Here is a 14,478-nt window from a genome sequence, read left to right on the forward strand (position 1 = left end):
AGCCCTTCAGGATGTTGTGTGATTGCGAGAAACGGTGACGCCCGCCATCAGCAGGGGCATCAGTAATAAACCCATCAATACGGCGGCAAGCGAGAGCAAGCTGAACATCCCCGACCAGCCGTAGCGTTCGATAACCTGCGACAGCGGCCACCCGGCCAGCGCGGCCCCCAGATAGGCAAATACGCCGAGAAAACCGCTGATCGACCCCGCCGCCTGCTTGTGCCCGCACTCAACGGCGGCAAGACCAATGAGCATCTGCGGACCAAAGACAAAAAAACCGACGCTAAAAAAGCACATCGCCAGCAGCGCGTAGTGGTGCACCGGCGCCAGCCACAGCGCGGCGACCGAGACCATTAACCCCAGCGTGAACAGCAGGAGCATCGGCGCGCGCTGGCCGCTGAACAGCAAATCTGAACCCCAGCCGGCAAACAGCGCCCCGAGCAGGCCGCCGGCCTCGAACAGCATGACCGTGGCGTTGGCGCTCAGCAGGTTGACGCCGTGGCTCTCCGCCAGCCAGATGTTGCCCCAGTCGTTGAGCGCGATGCGGATCAGATACACCAGCACGTATGAGGCGCCCAGCAGCCAGATCATCGGGTTCTGCAGCATGGTGGTGCGCAGCATCTGCCACAGCCCCATCGGCGGGCTCTGCAGCTCCTGGCGCAGCTCCAGCGGATCGTTGCGCCACTCGCCCACCGTCGGCAGCCCCTCCTCCTGCGGCGTGCCCCGCAGCTGCGTGGTCAGCCAGATGCCGAGCACGATGCTGATGAGACCCGGCGCCAGCATCGCCGCCCGCCAGCCGAAAAAGTGGGCGGCTAAGGCGCAAACCAGCGGCACGATCGCCCCGCCGATATTGATGGAGGTGTTCCAGCATCCCCACCAAAAGCCGCGTTCGTTGCGCGAATACCAGTGGGTTAACAGCCGGGCGCAGGGCGGCCATCCCCATCCCTGGAAAAAACCGTTTAGCGTCCAGATAAACAGCAGCACCGGCAGGGAGTGGCTAAACACGAACAGCACGTTCAGGACTCCGGTCGCCAGCAGGCCAATCCCCATAAACGCCCGCTGCCCGTGGCCGTCATGCCACAATCCGGCGGCAAATTTCGACAGGCCGTAGCTCAGATAAAACAGCGAGCCGATCAGCCCGATGTCGCTTTTGCTCAGCCCCATGTCCAGCTGCAAAACCGGCAGCACGTAGTTGATGCTTTTACGCGTCAGGTAGAACGCGGCGTAGCCAATCACCATGCACAGCAGCAGCCTCGGGCGCTGGGTCCGGTAGCGTTGAGCGATCTGTGCAGCAGACAGTGAGGGCATAGCGTTCTCCGTTTAGGCTGACGATATAAAAGCGCGGGGCAAAATGGATGAGAGAAAGTCCGGTGCGGCTAAGACTTTTTCCTGGTTAGCGAAGTGTTTGTGACGAAAATGTGGGCAGGTTAACAATTACGCGCGTGCCGCCGCGTGATTCCAGGGTCAGCTCCCCGCCGAGGGCGTGGACGCGCTCGCGAATGCCCTGCATGCCAAAGCCCGGCGTATTCTGCGGGCCGAGGCCGCTGCCGTTGTCCCGCACCTCGAGGTACAGGCCGTCGCCCTGCTGGCAAAGCAGGATCGCCACCTCGCTGGCGCCAGCGTGCTTGCTGACGTTATTGAGCAGCTCCTGCAGCAGGCGATAGAGGGTAAAGACCAGGGTTTCGTTGGCCGGCGGGGCCGCCAGCCGGTAGTCAAAGCGGCAGTTAATCCCGCGTTCGGCAAAGGCGAACTCCTTCACCAGATGGTGCAGCGCCTCCTTGAGCGACAGTTCGTCCAGCGCCGGGGGGCGCAGCTGGCGCAGCATCTGGCGGGTGGAGTGGTGAATGCGCTGGGCCAGCTCGCCGATCTGTCCGGCGGCCTCAATCGCCAGGGCGGTGCCGCCGGCCCGTTTGACCAGCTGCGACTGGATCTGAATGGCGGTGATGTTCTGCCCGATTTCATCATGCAGCTCGCGGGCGAGATGCTTGCGGGTGTCCTCCTCCGTGTGGATCAGCTTCTCCGTCAGCTCGCGCCGGGTCTGCAGCTCCTGCTCCAGCCGGCGGCGATAGCGATCGAGATTGAGCGCCAGGTGCTGCTGGCGGCTGATGGCGATACCCAGGCCGATCCCCAGCAGCGACTGGGTGGCGAGGAAAATTTCAAGCTCCAGCAGGTCCGTAAATCCGCCGCCCACCTGGCGCGCGATGGCGATCATCATGCTGCCGAGCAGACCGGACAGCACGCCGCCCTGCCAGCCAAACTTCCACGCCATCACCACGTTAGGCAAAAACACCACGATCAGCAGCAGCCGCTCCAGCGCCGGGGAGAGCACCATCTGGGTGCCGATGCCGATGATAAAAAACAGGCTACACCAGATAATCAGCGAGGCGCGCAGCGGCGGGTTGCTGGTATCCAGCCCCAGCAGCTGATAGCGATGCTGCTGGCGCAAAAACTCGAACATCAGATAGACAAACGGCGCCAGCAGCACGCCGCCGGTAAACGAGGCTAGCCCGAGCAGCGTCGCGGGGCTCTGCAAAAAGGCGATCAGGGCCAGGGTCTGGAGCAGCGCGTTGGCGCTGACCGCCGCAATCAGCAGCGACAGCCGCTGCCAGTAGAGCGGAAAGCGGTACCAGAAACGCTGCGCCATATACGCCGACAGCATGCCCACCAGCGGGACGATCGCAATCGTGTAGCCGGTCAGCAGCTGCTCGCTTCGCAGCCAGACGATCGCCGCCAGCGGCGGCAGGACAACCGCCGGCCAAAAGCGGCGCGGCAGCAGGATCAGCAGCGCCAGATAGACGCCCTGCGGCAGGAACAGCACCGCCTGCTGGCCGTTGTGGGTCAAATAAAAGCTGAGCGTCCACAGCATCAGCCAGCCGCTTCCCCAGGCCAGGGTGATAAACAGCGTCAGGATCAGATGACGGGACGCGCGTGTCATCAATGGCCCGTCAGCAGCTGATTATCGAGAGCGAAATGCACCAGCTCAATGGTGCTGCCGCACTGCAGCTTACCCAGCACGTTAGCCCGGTGCACGTGGACGGTTTTATGGCTCAGCGCCAGGCTGAAGGCGATCGCCTTAACGCTCTCCCCTTTCACCAGCAGCTCGAATATCTCCCGCTCGCGCGGGGTCAGGACGTCGAGCGCTTTTGGCGATGATTCGCCGCCGCGCAGCGCTTTGAGCGCATCAACGCACAGATAGTGGCCGCCCATCCCCACCGAACGTACCGCCTGCACCAGCTCCTCCGGGCCGCAGCGTTTGGTAAGATAACCGCTCGCCCCGGCATCGATGGCGCTCTGCACAAAAGCCGGGGTGTCATAGATGCTGAGAATAATGGCGCGAAATCCGGGGTGCTGCTGGCGCAGGCGTTTGAGCAGGCTCAGGCCGTTCTCGTCCGGCATGGCGACGTCCAGCACCGCAACGTCAATTTCGCTGCGCATCAGCGCGGTCCACGCCTCGGCGGCGCTGCTGTACTGTCCCGCCACGATAAGATCGTCTTCCAGATTTAATAGCTGGGCAAAACCGGATCGAACGACCACATGGTCATCCACCAGGGCGACTTTGATCATGATGAAATACTCTTGCCGGAAGGTCGTTTTATGATGCCTGTTACCGCGGCGCAGGCAATGCCGCAGCCGCCGTTATGTAATGCATGTAACAAAATTGCAATAAACCGCCCCGTACAAAAGATCGCCCGATAGAAAAATTTTCCGAATAGATGTTCCCCCTGCCGCGTTTACCCATCACCAACACCGCTGATGGAGTCCCTTGTTATGACAGAACTATCCCCCACCGCGCAGCGCCAGCGCTATGACGGCTTGACGCTGACGCTGCACTGGCTGACCGCCGCCTGCGTCATCTTTCTCTTTTCCAGCGCCCACATCTGGGCGTGGCTGGAACGCGGCACGCCGTTGCGAAAAGAGCTGCAGGCCCTGCATATCTCGTGCGGCATCGTGCTGGCGCTGACGATCGTCGTGCGCCTGCTGTGGCGTATTATCAGCCAGCGCTCCCCGCGCTACGCCCTGCCGCCGACCCGGGATTCGCGCCCGATAAAGCTTGCCGCGCACGCCGTCCACGGGATGCTGTACCTGTTGCTGTTCGCCCAGGCCGCGCTGGACTTTCTGTTTCGCTGGGCTCAACAGGAACCGTTCCGCTTTTTTGGCGGGCTCGATCTCTCCGGCTGGGTGAACATCGATCCCGCGCTCAGGCATAGCCTGGGGGAGTGGCACAACAACGTGGCGTGGGCGCTCATTATTCTCGCCTGCGCCCACGCGCTGGCGGCGCTGGCCCACCACTACCTGTTTCGCGATAACGTGCTGTCCCGCATGCTGCCCGGTCGCACCGGCCGTTAATCCCTGCCCTCCCGCGCGAATAGCGCGCGGGGGAGTTTAGGCCCGATGCCGGACTTTAGCCTCGATGGCGATATCAATGGTGACGGTATCCCCCACCAGCGCCACCACCCGGCTGCTGGTAAACCGGATCGCCGGGTAGCGATCGGCGTCGAAAAAAAGGCTACTTTTCATTTGCCAGGTCAGCAGGCTATTGGAGGCCGCGAGGGTGGCGACCGGGATGGAGACGCTCAGACGATCGTCCATGTCATTGTCCATATCCAGCGTCAGCTCCCCCGTTACGCCGGCAAGATGCGTCTGCGAGGTGCCGCCGAAAGCGTGCCATGAAAGCCCGATAGCGGTGTCGGGGGTGCTGATGCCGTAGCTAACCGGCATCGCGTACAGCGGGGCCGAGCAAGAGCCCGAAGGCCATAGCGGAAACAGTGCGCGTCATAGTGGGTTATCCTCAGTGTCGATAGCCGGTAAACGCGCCTGGATCCGTTTTTATTCATTTCTATTTTTGCCGGCGGATCGGTAATGAGCCGGTTTGCCGGCGACGCGCGTAGCGGTTGAGCGAATGAGTTGTTGATGGTAAACAGGGGAACGCTTAATACGGAGATCAATAAATGTCAGCAGCATACGCCTTTGTGGAAACCGTTCCCCCGGCAGACGATTTTTGTCGCCTGCGCGTCATCTCCGGTTTAACGCCCCGCCCTCTTGAGGCGGCTAAACGCGCGCTGCCCCGCAGCTGCCACGGCGTATACGTGGAGTATTCCGGGCTGATTGTCGGCATGGGACGCATCGTTGGCGACGGCGTGCTTAACTTCGAGATCGTCGATGTTGCCGTCGATCCGGCGCATCAGGGAAAGGGGCTGGGGCGAAAAATCATGGAGCATCTGATGGCCTGGCTTGAGCTGCATGCGCCGGCGGGCGCCTACGTCAGCCTGGTCGCCGACGTTCCCGAGCTGTATAAAAAATTTGGCTTTCAGCTGGTGCGCCCGGAGAGCGAAGGCATGGCGCTGGTGTGGGGATCGCAAAGGCGCTGAAGGTATGCATCGATTTCCTGATGGACTATTTTCAGCAAGATCCTCCCGTTGGCGAAGCGCTGTGGAGGAAAATCACCGCTGAGGATGGGGAGAACCGGCTGGTTTAACCAGGGGCAGGCAGGCGCGCTATCGGGGCCGCTAAGCGGCCCTTACCTCCCCGGGTTGCAGCCTGGAGCCGTTAGCTTCGTCGGCAAGTTCCCCTCCTCCACCCGAGTTAGCTAAATGGATGCGCTGCCTGCAATTACCCTGTGACAAGGGGCGATAAACTATTTACGGTTTATTATTTCCGCCGGGATAGCTTCGCCGTGGTATTTTTCGTAAATGGCGTTTAGTTTTCCATTTTTAAGATTGGTGACAATCCATTCATTTAATTTTTCTTTCAACTCCGGTTCACCTTTTTTAACTCCGATGGCTAAATCAAATACCGTTAGGGTTAATTTGGGCTCAAAGCTTAATTTAGGATTCTGTTTTTTAATCTGGTTAACCAGCGTGGCGGAAGTGGCGACCGCATATGCCTGACCGCTAACGGCGGCGGTGACTAAGGTTGCATCATCATCATAGCGTTGAATGCTATAGCCCTTTTTCATCGCATCCTGACTCAGCATTGAGTCCTGAGTGGTGCCGCGCGTAACGGTAATTGCATGCCCTTTTAAATCGGCCCAGTCACTGACTTTGGTGGCGGCAGGTGCCGCAATAACAGAGCGCAAGCCTGCATAAGCACGGGTAAAATCAATCACCTGCGCACGCTGTGGCGTGACGGACAGGGTTGAAATGACGATATCTGCCTTACCCGTTTGCAGGTTCGGAATACGCGTCGGTCCGGTAGTTTCAATAAATTTCAGTTTTAATCCCCAATCCTTCGCCAGCAGTTCAGCGGTTTCAACATCGGATCCTATCGGTTTCATCGCCGCATCCAGCATGCCTGAAGGCGGCAGTGACATATCGGTGGCGACACGCAGTTCGCCGCGTTGTTGAATGTCTTCCAGCGCGTTTGCCGAGGCCGGCTGGGCGATAAGTGCTGTTACCATGCTGGCGAGTAGGGCAATCGATTTTGCGTATTTCATTATTATTCTCCTGATGAGGATGGGTACAGGGTATCGGGTGAATTACAGATCGTTGGCAATAAACTCCTTTAAGGCCTCGGTTTCCGGCGCTTGCAAAATGGCGGCACTCCCGCTTTCATGCACTTTTCCCTGATGCATGAAGATCACTTTATCGGCGACTTTGCGTGCAAAATTCATTTCATGCGTCACCATGATCATCGTCATGCCGCTCCCAGCCAGCCGCTCAATAACGCGCAGCACTTCGCCGGTTAATTTAGGATCCAGCGCCGAAGTGACCTCATCAAAAAGCATCACTTTTGGTTTCATCGCCAGAGAGCGGGCGATAGCGGCACGCTGCTGCTGCCCACCGGAGAGTTGCTCAGGATAGCTGTCCACTTTATCCGCGAGCCCGACCTGTTCCAGAACGGAGAGCGCTAGCCTTCTGGCTTCTGCTTTCGGCATTTTTTTCACCGCGACCGGACCAAGCGTAACGTTCTGCTCAATGGTGAGATGGGGAAACAGGTTGTAGCTCTGAAATACAATACCAACGTCCTGGCGTAACTTACGCAAATCGACTTTGGGATCCTCCACTTTATAGCCACACACTTCGATACTGCCGCCATTGATGGTTTCTAACCGATCGATACAGCGGAGCGCAGTGCTTTTGCCCGAGCCGCTGGCACCAATCAGCGCCACGACCTGGCCCTGATTCACTGAAAACGAGACATCTTTCAGCACTGAATTATGACCAAAACTCTTCTGTACGTTACTTAAGGTAATGATTGACATAACTTTATCCTTATCCTCGATTAACGCGCGCCGCAATGGCCTGCAGGCGCTTAGCCTGTTTCTGTGGTGCTCCGCGTTCCAGCCTGCGGCTTAATGCTGAAACCGGAAAACACAGGCAGAAGTAAATGACGGCAACGATCAGATAGATAATAAAGGGCTGGAAAATCGAGTTGTTGATGAGCTGGCCAGCACGCGCCAGCTCGACAAAACCCACCACCGACGCCAGCGAGGTGTTTTTGATTATCTGTACCGAGAATCCAACGGTAGGTGGCGTTGCCAGCTTGATTGCTTGCGGCATAATCACTTTGAACATGCGCTGAGTGCGCGACAGTGCCAGACATTCGGCCGCCTCCCACTGTGCGCGTGGAACCGCTTGTATGCAGCCGCGCCAGATCTCACCGAGATAGGCGCTGGCATAAATGGTAAGAGAGATACCTGCTGCCAGCAGAGGAGCTATCGAATAACCGAGTTGAGGTAAGCCGAAGTAGACCATAAACATGATGATCAGTAGCGGCGTACCCTGAATTAGCTGCACCCATGCGCTGACCAGAAGACGCAGCGGCTTCAATGGCGCAATGCGTCCCAGCGCAATGAGGAACCCCACCAGACCGCCACCGCCAAAGGCCATTAGTGACAAAATCACCGTCCACAGCGTGCCATCAAGCAGAAACTGTAGATGGGCAAAGTTAAGAGGAATATTCATCTACGACTCTCCTTAAATCGACGTGCCAAGACGGCGGCGGCGAGGGAAAATCACCTGACCAAATAGCCAGAATATCACTCGCATCAACAGCGACAGCGCGATGTAAATACAGGCCACGATGAAGAACGTTTCAAAGGGGCGATAGGTTTCTGACTGGATAAAATTGGCCGTTGCCGTGAGCTCTTCCGCTGAAATTTGCGATGTCACCGATGATGCCAGCATCAGCAAAATAAACTGGCTGGTTAGCGAGGGGTAAACGCGCTCAATCGCCGGGCGCAGCGCCACATGCCAGTATTGCTGCCAGCGATTCAGCCCCAGCGTTTCGGCGGCTTCCCACTGGCCTTTGTGAATCGACTCGAAGCCGGCGCGCATAATCTCTGCCGTATACGCCCCGACGTTGATGGTGAGTGCAATGACTGAAACCGTGAAAGCGCTGAATGAGAAGCCCAGACTGGAGAGACCAAAATAGACCAGGAAGATCTGCACCAGAAAAGGCGTATTGCGAATCGACTCGACATAAACGCCCGTCAGGCGCGCCAACCAAACCGAATCAGAACGACGCGCCGCTGCGCAAAGCGTGCCGATCAGAAAACCGGTTAACGTCGTCACCAAAGCCAGTTTGGCGGTGAGTAGCGCGCCACTCCACAGAAGCTGCCACTGCGCGAGAATTGCTGTGAAATCGAGCATCATAAGGTCAACCCCGGTTATTTTGTTACGCTGTTTTGCTGGCCGGTCAGGCGGTCGTAAACTTTAAAGAGCGCCTGATTGCCGTTGGCACCTTCGCCATAGGCCTGCGCGTTTTGATACTGTGAGGCGACCAGCGCGGTAGCGGGCAGTGGGACCGGATGCTTCTGAGCGGCCTCCAGCACAAGACGCAGATCCTTCATCATCAGGTCGATGCGAAATCCTGCGGAGACATCACCGTCAATCATGGCGCTCCCCAGCTTATCGAGCATCCAGGAGGCTGCCGAACCGCCCATCAGCACCTCGCGCATCTGAGGAAGATTAATATCCCAGGCGCGCGCCAGCGCTAACGCTTCACAAATCGCCTGAATATTGATGCCACAAATCAGCTGGTTACATAGTTTTACCGTCTGCCCCGCGCCGGATGCGCCAACGTGATTGAGCGTGGTGCCCATCGCGCGCAAATAAGGAGTAGCCTGAGCAAAGCCCTCGGCGCTGCCGCCCACCATGATCGTCAGATTGCCGTTTTTTGCGCCGACCGGGCCACCGGAAACCGGAGCATCCAGCATCGTGACGCCAATTGTTGCCAGAGATTCGCTTAGCTGGCGCGTCGCGGCGGGTGCGATAGTGCTCATATCAACAAACAGTTTCCCGCGCGGCGGGTTGCTCAGCAGTCCGCCGGCACCGCGCACTATCTCTTCAACCTGCGGGGTGTCGGGCAGCATGGAGATGACGATATCGGCATCGCTGATAGCGCTGGAAAGATCGCTGACTACGTCCACGCCATACTGGCGGAGCGCATCACCTGCTGTTGTGACGACATCAAACGCGCGAACGGTAAAACCTGCCTGTGCCAGATTACGCGCCATCTCGCGGCCCATGACGCCAAGTCCAATAAACCCGACAATGCCGGAAGTGCTGTTACTCATCGTTATGCTCCAGGTTGATGGTTAGTTAAGTTGTTCCAGTTGAGCGAGCTTCGCGACGCGACGAACAAAGTCGTCGTCATGCACAAACTTCGCTTCGAGGAAAGCCATAATCAGATCGCGAGCGAGCCACGGCCCGACAATTTGCGCCCCCATACACATGACGTTGACATCGTCATGCTCCACCGACTGGTGCGCGGAGTGCACGTCGTGGCAGACCGCCGCGCGGATACCTTTTACTTTGTTAGCGGCGATAACCGCCCCGACGCCGGTGCCACATACCAGAATGCCGCGCCGATCTGCGCTGCTGCGCACCTTGCTGCATAACGCTAAGGCGATATCCGGAAAATCAACCGGTTCGGGGTCGTGGCTGCCGACATCGTCAATCTGATATCCGGCCTGATGCAGCCACTGTTTAAGCTCCTGCTTGAGGTGAAATCCTGCGTGGTCACTGCCAATCACAATCTGCATCTGCTGTTTTCCTTTTACGGAGTAGTGAAGGTCGATGAACCGCTGCTGGCCTTGAGGATGGTGGCGCGGCGGCGAAAATCTGAGCCAATCTCGAAGTGGCGGCCAAGTAACTCATCGGCTTTATTTTCATCACGTTCGACGATGGCGGAAAAAATGGCGCGGTGATGGTTAATGAGGAACTCTTCAATACCCTCGACCTGAATGATCTGCTCGCGGCGGTCAAGGTGTGAACGGCGCATCAGCATGCTGATGGACTGATAAATATTGATAAGCGTGGGCGAACCGGATGCGGTGACGATGCTTTCGTGAAACCTGAAATCCGCTAAAGCACCGAGTTCGGGGGTGCGAATGGTTTCGATGATTTCACCGAGACAGGCGGCCAGGCGATCGTAGTCACTTTGTGTCGCGCGGCGACAGGCTAAACGAACGGCCTGACGCTCAATAGCGATTCGTGCCTGCATGACGTCATCTACCACGTTGGGCTGGTGGGCAAGAACGAAAGTAAAGAATTCGCCGAGAATTGAGACATCAGGTTTGGTTACCACGGTACCAATGCCGTGGCGGATCTCCACCGCCCCGACCATGGCGAGCGCCCGCAGCGCCTCGCGAAGTACGGGGCGACTCACGCCTAACTTTGCCGAAAGCTCACGCTCCGGCAGAAGGCTATCTCCGGCTTTCAGTTCGCCATTGAGTAGCTGATCCCGCAAAAACTTTACAACTCGGTCGTAGCCGCTGCCGGCTTCTGTCTTTTCGCGCCTGATTTCCATGTGATCTCACCAGTGGTCTGTAGTGGTAATACCAATGGTAGATGTGTTAGTGAAATATTAACGTGATGTTGATCGTTAATTGATCAGTTGTTTTTGTGATGTAAGCAACAATGAGTGGAGAAAGCTGGACGGAACAAGAAAATGCTTAGCCGCTGGCTGACAAAAGGTTGTGGTGAACTGAGCAACGGCGGGCAGATGGGAAATGGACAGGTAGCGGAGAGGCTGCTGGTAGCGTGCGTTAGGATTTAGCTGAACCGGGAAAAGGGCCCGCACAAAAAATGATAGCGGAGCCGTCGCCCGGACCTATCGGGGATGATGAGAGATATTTGCGAACGGAGATCGGCCTGATTTTTCCCAGGCGGCGAGTTAACCTTCTTGTCCTCGAATAGCCGAGGGTGCCTGTACATTACTCTGCATTGAGCTGTCTCATCTCATTATCCCGCCAGCGTTCCCAACGGTTCCTGAGCTCACTCCTGCTGGTGCCAATATCTTCATTCAATATCGTCACCTGGCGTATGCGCTCAGCCCGGAAGTGACGAAAGCCGCCGCGTAGTTCGCACCAGCTAATGAGGAGACAGCAGTTCTGGTCATAGCCCAACACCACCGGCCAAACGGTTCTTTGAGTGATGTCACCGGACCTGGAGCAGTAATCCAGCAACAGCTTTTTGCCTTCCCGAATGGCGATGCGTATATTCCGCGTATCGGGTTTGAAGCTGCCTGACTCATCCGGTTTTATCCCTACCGCCGAATAAGATAAACAACCGAGCAGCCTTGCGGGGACTGCCGAGGCGATTTTTGCCAGCACATCGCTGGCGTTATTCGCCAGAGTCGCATCCGGTAAGCGCCGCACCAGCTCTGCGCCAAGAAAGATGGCTTCCAGCTCCTCGGCCGTAAACATCAAAGGCGGCATGTCGTAATCTGCACTTAAAACATAGCCACAACCCGCCTCCCCCTCTACCGGAACCCTTTGCCCTGCGAGATCCGCAATATCCCGGTAAATGGTTCGCTTTGATACTTCAAGCTCTTCGGCCAATTTCGCCGCGGTGACCGGAAGCGTCGAACGCCTGAGTATCTGGAGAATCTGAAACAGCCTGTCTGCACGTCGCATTTTTTCATCCTGTTGCCACCACGCTGTCAGCATACCTGAGTGAAGATATTTTTCAGAGGCCGCGCTATTCGCCGCCATAATGGAGCTTCGCTATGAAATTCGTATCTGTCCGCCTGATTGCGCAAAACATCAAAGACGTTGTGCAGTTTTATGAATTAGTTACCCGCAGCAAGGCTGACTGGCTAGCCCCGGTTTTTGCGGAAATCGTCACGCCGGTAGCCGTTATCGCCATAGGTAGCGTTGAGACGGTAGCTCTGTTCAAAGAGGGCAGCGCCCAGCCCGCATTGAATCGCTCGGTAATTTTGGAGTTCAGGGTCGAAGATGTCGATGCCGAATTTAATCTTTTAAAAGAACAAGTTGAAGTGGTTCATCCCCCTAAAGATTTACCCTGGGGAAACAGGACGGCACAGTTTCGCGATCCCGAAGGCTCGTTGATTTCACTTTATACTCCGGTAACGGAAGCAGCGAAAACGCGCTTTAATCGGGGATAAGAGAGAGACGAACCGATAAGAAGCTCTCCCGGCCGAAAGAAAGATGGGAGAGCTGCTCGGGGAAGCCCCACGCCTGAGGCGACGACGAACGGGGCCGGCCGAATCAGTTTATTTCAGCGGCAAATAGATATCCGTGAGCAATTCATGTTCCGCCACCTCATGCACAAAGTTGTGGTAATGAAAGAAGAGCGGGAAGTGGCGCAGCTCTTCTCCGCTACCGGGCAGCCAGTCGCGGTACAGAGCCTGCGCCAGCCCGGTTAACGCGTCGTGCGATCCCTGATGGCGCAGCACCGCGCATCGGCCCGCGGGGATGTCGCTATTAACCACCCCGAAGCGATTGTCTTCGGCAATCGGTGAGGTTACCGTTCCGCAAATATGGAACGCAAATTCATCCGACGGCGTTGTAGCCGGATCGTCCGGAGCAAGACCATACGTCTGGCTGCTGGCAACGGGCGAATAACCCGTGGTTTTTCGCCATTCAATAAAGCGGGCCGCAGTTTCGTTTATGAGCTCCGGCTGGCCACGGTGGCTCAACATGGCAACCGACGTGGCGGAAAAGTTAATGATCCTGACCTGACCTTGCATCGTTTTTCTCCTCGTTTGATAAGGTTCTGATATCCGCTGATGCCACTCTACCCAAGGGGGCTGCTGGCGAAACTGCGTCGGTGACAGACCAAACATTTGCCGGAAGGCGCGGCTAAATGATTCGGCATGCTGAAAACCGGCGTCGAACGCGATATCAGTGATTTTCTCTAACGGATTAAAAGCCAGCCGATAGGATGCGCGTTTTAAGCGCATCATCTGGATGTAACGACCAGGCGACATGCCGCAATAGCTGCAAAACTGACGATGGAAATGAAATGGCGAAAAGTGGGCCACTTCGCTGAGTTTTTCCAGCAACAGCGCGTCGTCAAGATGGCGGTCAATATAATCGAAAACCTGATTAAAACGTCTGGCGTAACTATCGGTTTTGTTATCACACATGGCTTCCTCCGTGCCTCTTAATATGCGCAAAGGCGATTTGATTTGCCTGACCGATCTTGCGCAAAATAACAAAACGTCAAAAGAAACCAGTCGCAAGGTGCGGCGTTATCAATGATGGCGCCGGGATGCGTCAAAAATGGAGTATGCCGCTCCAGAACTGGCGGTTGGCAATGAGCCGTTTTATTATCGAGTTCGGTGACCGCCTGAGCGATCGCCTTTAATACGGTGGCAGTTACACAGAATTATTTACAGGGTCTGTGATGGCATAGCATTTCAAGGGCTTTCCTGGAGCTGCGTTTGTTTGTGCCGACACGGTTTTGAAAGCTATAAAGCGCTGAGGTAATAGCAGCCCTATTTATGGTGATTTGTGGGTATTCCTGAACCAGACAGCCGCGCGAGCTGGTGACGCACTCAAATTACGATATGCAGATTTTAATCATCTGGAAGGCAACATTCTGAACCTGAAGGAGCAAAAGACCGGGAAAACCCGTTCTATTATGCTGGCAGCGAGAGCGCTCGAACTAGTTGCACAGCGCCGCGCTGATAATCCAGGGCATGAATATCTCTTCGAAGTTGACAGCAACCGGGCCAAAGACAAACCGATCTGCCGCGTAACAGTCTCAGCAAAATTTAATTACTCCCCCTCTGAGGTTATGCGGTTGGTCGCTCGTTCCAGGCATCCGTGAACTGAATATTCCCGTCGTGAATCTTCCATGTGATTTTCTCGTACTGCAAGCTGACACTTTCAACGTGGTTCATTTTGTCATTAGCTGCAAGTTTGCAGTTAGGAACACCGCAGTTAACACCTGTGATTTTCACGTTTTCCATCAGCACAGAGTAATACGGTACTTCCTGCCCTGCGTCGTTGATGTGCTAGAAACGAATCTCCGCGCTTTTCAGTGTCTGACCAGTTGCAGCGGCCTTATAAAGATACGGAGTAGAGCTATCAACTTCCTTTTCAATCATCATTGATGAATGTTGACGGGTCCCGGTGATCTTACCGTTGGCATTGTCTACAGGTAAGTTGATTCAGTGGCTCAGTCCGATGATCTCAATGCTGCCGTCACGATCCTGAACGTCAACAGATCCCTTTATGTCTGCACCGCCATCGTCTTTAAGCCACATATACGGGGGAATTGGCAT

Annotated in this window: 17 protein-coding genes and 1 pseudogene; 4 read left to right on the forward strand and 14 right to left on the reverse strand. The window is 56.3% G+C overall.

Annotation, left to right across the window (positions count from 1 at the left end):
- Positions 1–6 precede the first annotated feature (6 nt).
- The 3 genes from uhpC to GO007_RS10025 all read right to left on the reverse strand — a co-directional run bounded on the left by uhpC (position 7) and on the right by GO007_RS10025 (position 3,564).
- Entirely contained in the window at positions 7–1,308 is a 1,302-nt protein-coding gene (uhpC, locus tag GO007_RS10015; RefSeq protein ID WP_095099141.1) for an MFS transporter family glucose-6-phosphate receptor UhpC, read from the reverse strand.
- An 85-nt stretch (positions 1,309–1,393) separates the two neighbouring features.
- A complete protein-coding gene (locus GO007_RS10020) occupies positions 1,394–2,935 on the reverse strand; it encodes an MASE1 domain-containing sensor histidine kinase (protein WP_095099144.1) in 1,542 nt (513 codons plus the stop codon).
- Positions 2,935–3,564 (reverse strand): response regulator transcription factor, encoded by a 630-nt coding sequence (locus GO007_RS10025; RefSeq protein ID WP_095099147.1) that lies wholly within the window; start codon positions 3,562–3,564, stop codon positions 2,935–2,937. The genes GO007_RS10020 and GO007_RS10025 overlap by 1 nt, the downstream gene beginning before the upstream one ends.
- 204 nt (positions 3,565–3,768) lie before the next feature.
- On the opposite strand from GO007_RS10025, the gene GO007_RS10030 reads away from it, so the two are divergent.
- Positions 3,769–4,347 (forward strand): cytochrome b, encoded by a 579-nt coding sequence (locus tag GO007_RS10030; protein WP_095099150.1) that lies wholly within the window; start codon positions 3,769–3,771, stop codon positions 4,345–4,347.
- A 36-nt stretch (positions 4,348–4,383) separates the two neighbouring features.
- Here the strand turns inward: GO007_RS10030 and GO007_RS10035 are convergent, their stop codons facing one another.
- Positions 4,384–4,719 (reverse strand): YceI family protein, encoded by a 336-nt coding sequence (locus GO007_RS10035; RefSeq protein ID WP_370525542.1) that lies wholly within the window; start codon positions 4,717–4,719, stop codon positions 4,384–4,386.
- 230 nt (positions 4,720–4,949) lie between these two features.
- Here GO007_RS10035 and GO007_RS10040 point away from each other — a divergent pair, with 230 nt between their 5' ends.
- Complete coding sequence (locus GO007_RS10040) at positions 4,950–5,369, forward strand: GNAT family N-acetyltransferase (protein ID WP_095099153.1); 420 nt, start codon at positions 4,950–4,952, stop codon at positions 5,367–5,369.
- Positions 5,370–5,635: 266 nt separating this feature from the next.
- On the opposite strand, the gene GO007_RS10045 is transcribed toward GO007_RS10040, so the two are convergent.
- The 8 genes from GO007_RS10045 to GO007_RS10080 all read right to left on the reverse strand — a co-directional run bounded on the left by GO007_RS10045 (position 5,636) and on the right by GO007_RS10080 (position 11,938).
- On the reverse strand, positions 5,636–6,433 hold the full coding sequence (locus tag GO007_RS10045; RefSeq protein WP_095099156.1) for a transporter substrate-binding domain-containing protein: 798 nt from the start codon (positions 6,431–6,433) through the stop codon (positions 5,636–5,638).
- A gap of 42 nt (positions 6,434–6,475) precedes the next feature.
- Positions 6,476–7,201: an amino acid ABC transporter ATP-binding protein gene (locus GO007_RS10050; RefSeq protein WP_095099159.1), complete on the reverse strand. Its 726-nt coding sequence runs from the start codon at positions 7,199–7,201 to the stop codon at positions 6,476–6,478.
- 10 nt (positions 7,202–7,211) lie between these two features.
- Positions 7,212–7,904: an amino acid ABC transporter permease gene (locus GO007_RS10055; RefSeq protein WP_095099162.1), complete on the reverse strand. Its 693-nt coding sequence runs from the start codon at positions 7,902–7,904 to the stop codon at positions 7,212–7,214.
- Positions 7,905–7,916: 12 nt separating this feature from the next.
- Positions 7,917–8,594 carry an amino acid ABC transporter permease gene (locus GO007_RS10060; protein WP_095099165.1) on the reverse strand — a complete coding sequence of 226 codons (678 nt, stop codon included), beginning with the start codon at positions 8,592–8,594 and terminating at the stop codon, positions 7,917–7,919.
- 14 nt (positions 8,595–8,608) lie between these two features.
- Positions 8,609–9,517 carry an NAD(P)-dependent oxidoreductase gene (locus tag GO007_RS10065; protein ID WP_095099168.1) on the reverse strand — a complete coding sequence of 303 codons (909 nt, stop codon included), beginning with the start codon at positions 9,515–9,517 and terminating at the stop codon, positions 8,609–8,611.
- Between the two features lie 21 nt (positions 9,518–9,538).
- On the reverse strand, positions 9,539–9,985 hold the full coding sequence (gene rpiB, locus GO007_RS10070; RefSeq protein WP_095099174.1) for a ribose 5-phosphate isomerase B: 447 nt from the start codon (positions 9,983–9,985) through the stop codon (positions 9,539–9,541).
- 14 nt (positions 9,986–9,999) lie between these two features.
- Entirely contained in the window at positions 10,000–10,752 is a 753-nt protein-coding gene (locus GO007_RS10075; RefSeq protein ID WP_095099176.1) for a FadR/GntR family transcriptional regulator, read from the reverse strand.
- Between the two features lie 406 nt (positions 10,753–11,158).
- A complete protein-coding gene (locus tag GO007_RS10080) occupies positions 11,159–11,938 on the reverse strand; it encodes a helix-turn-helix transcriptional regulator (protein ID WP_223261774.1) in 780 nt (259 codons plus the stop codon).
- A gap of 14 nt (positions 11,939–11,952) precedes the next feature.
- Here GO007_RS10080 and GO007_RS10085 point away from each other — a divergent pair, with 14 nt between their 5' ends.
- On the forward strand, positions 11,953–12,351 hold the full coding sequence (locus GO007_RS10085; RefSeq protein WP_095099178.1) for a VOC family protein: 399 nt from the start codon (positions 11,953–11,955) through the stop codon (positions 12,349–12,351).
- Between the two features lie 108 nt (positions 12,352–12,459).
- Here the strand turns inward: GO007_RS10085 and GO007_RS10090 are convergent, their stop codons facing one another.
- Positions 12,460–13,335, reverse strand: a complete 876-nt coding sequence (locus GO007_RS10090) for an AraC family transcriptional regulator (protein ID WP_095099180.1) — start codon at positions 13,333–13,335, stop codon at positions 12,460–12,462.
- A 365-nt stretch (positions 13,336–13,700) separates the two neighbouring features.
- On the opposite strand from GO007_RS10090, the gene GO007_RS10100 reads away from it, so the two are divergent.
- Complete coding sequence (locus GO007_RS10100) at positions 13,701–14,021, forward strand: tyrosine-type recombinase/integrase (RefSeq protein WP_157349164.1); 321 nt, start codon at positions 13,701–13,703, stop codon at positions 14,019–14,021.
- On the opposite strand, the pseudogene GO007_RS10105 reads toward GO007_RS10100, so the two are convergent.
- Positions 13,987–14,478, reverse strand: a pseudogene (locus GO007_RS10105) (Hcp family type VI secretion system effector). The gene GO007_RS10100 and the pseudogene GO007_RS10105 overlap by 35 nt on opposite strands.

This window comes from Klebsiella sp. 10-1 (assembly GCF_009758445.1).
Lineage (GTDB): Bacteria > Pseudomonadota > Gammaproteobacteria > Enterobacterales > Enterobacteriaceae > Klebsiella > Klebsiella scottii.

Bases quoted from the DNA above. Each gene is read 5' to 3' on its own strand.
- uhpC (WP_095099141.1), bottom strand. From the start codon at position 1,308: ATGCCCTCACTGTCTGCTGCACAGATCGCTCAACGCTACCGGACCCAG.
- GO007_RS10020 (WP_095099144.1), bottom strand. From the start codon at position 2,935: ATGACACGCGCGTCCCGTCATCTGATCCTGACGCTGTTTATCACCCTG.
- GO007_RS10025 (WP_095099147.1), bottom strand. From the start codon at position 3,564: ATGATCAAAGTCGCCCTGGTGGATGACCATGTGGTCGTTCGATCCGGT.
- GO007_RS10030 (WP_095099150.1), top strand. From the start codon at position 3,769: ATGACAGAACTATCCCCCACCGCGCAGCGCCAGCGCTATGACGGCTTG.
- GO007_RS10035 (WP_370525542.1), bottom strand. From the start codon at position 4,719: ATGCCGGTTAGCTACGGCATCAGCACCCCCGACACCGCTATCGGGCTT.
- GO007_RS10040 (WP_095099153.1), top strand. From the start codon at position 4,950: ATGTCAGCAGCATACGCCTTTGTGGAAACCGTTCCCCCGGCAGACGAT.
- GO007_RS10045 (WP_095099156.1), bottom strand. From the start codon at position 6,433: ATGAAATACGCAAAATCGATTGCCCTACTCGCCAGCATGGTAACAGCA.
- GO007_RS10050 (WP_095099159.1), bottom strand. From the start codon at position 7,201: ATGTCAATCATTACCTTAAGTAACGTACAGAAGAGTTTTGGTCATAAT.
- GO007_RS10055 (WP_095099162.1), bottom strand. From the start codon at position 7,904: ATGAATATTCCTCTTAACTTTGCCCATCTACAGTTTCTGCTTGATGGC.
- GO007_RS10060 (WP_095099165.1), bottom strand. From the start codon at position 8,594: ATGATGCTCGATTTCACAGCAATTCTCGCGCAGTGGCAGCTTCTGTGG.
- GO007_RS10065 (WP_095099168.1), bottom strand. From the start codon at position 9,517: ATGAGTAACAGCACTTCCGGCATTGTCGGGTTTATTGGACTTGGCGTC.
- rpiB (WP_095099174.1), bottom strand. From the start codon at position 9,985: ATGCAGATTGTGATTGGCAGTGACCACGCAGGATTTCACCTCAAGCAG.
- GO007_RS10075 (WP_095099176.1), bottom strand. From the start codon at position 10,752: ATGGAAATCAGGCGCGAAAAGACAGAAGCCGGCAGCGGCTACGACCGA.
- GO007_RS10080 (WP_223261774.1), bottom strand. From the start codon at position 11,938: ATGGCGGCGAATAGCGCGGCCTCTGAAAAATATCTTCACTCAGGTATG.
- GO007_RS10085 (WP_095099178.1), top strand. From the start codon at position 11,953: ATGAAATTCGTATCTGTCCGCCTGATTGCGCAAAACATCAAAGACGTT.
- GO007_RS10090 (WP_095099180.1), bottom strand. From the start codon at position 13,335: ATGTGTGATAACAAAACCGATAGTTACGCCAGACGTTTTAATCAGGTT.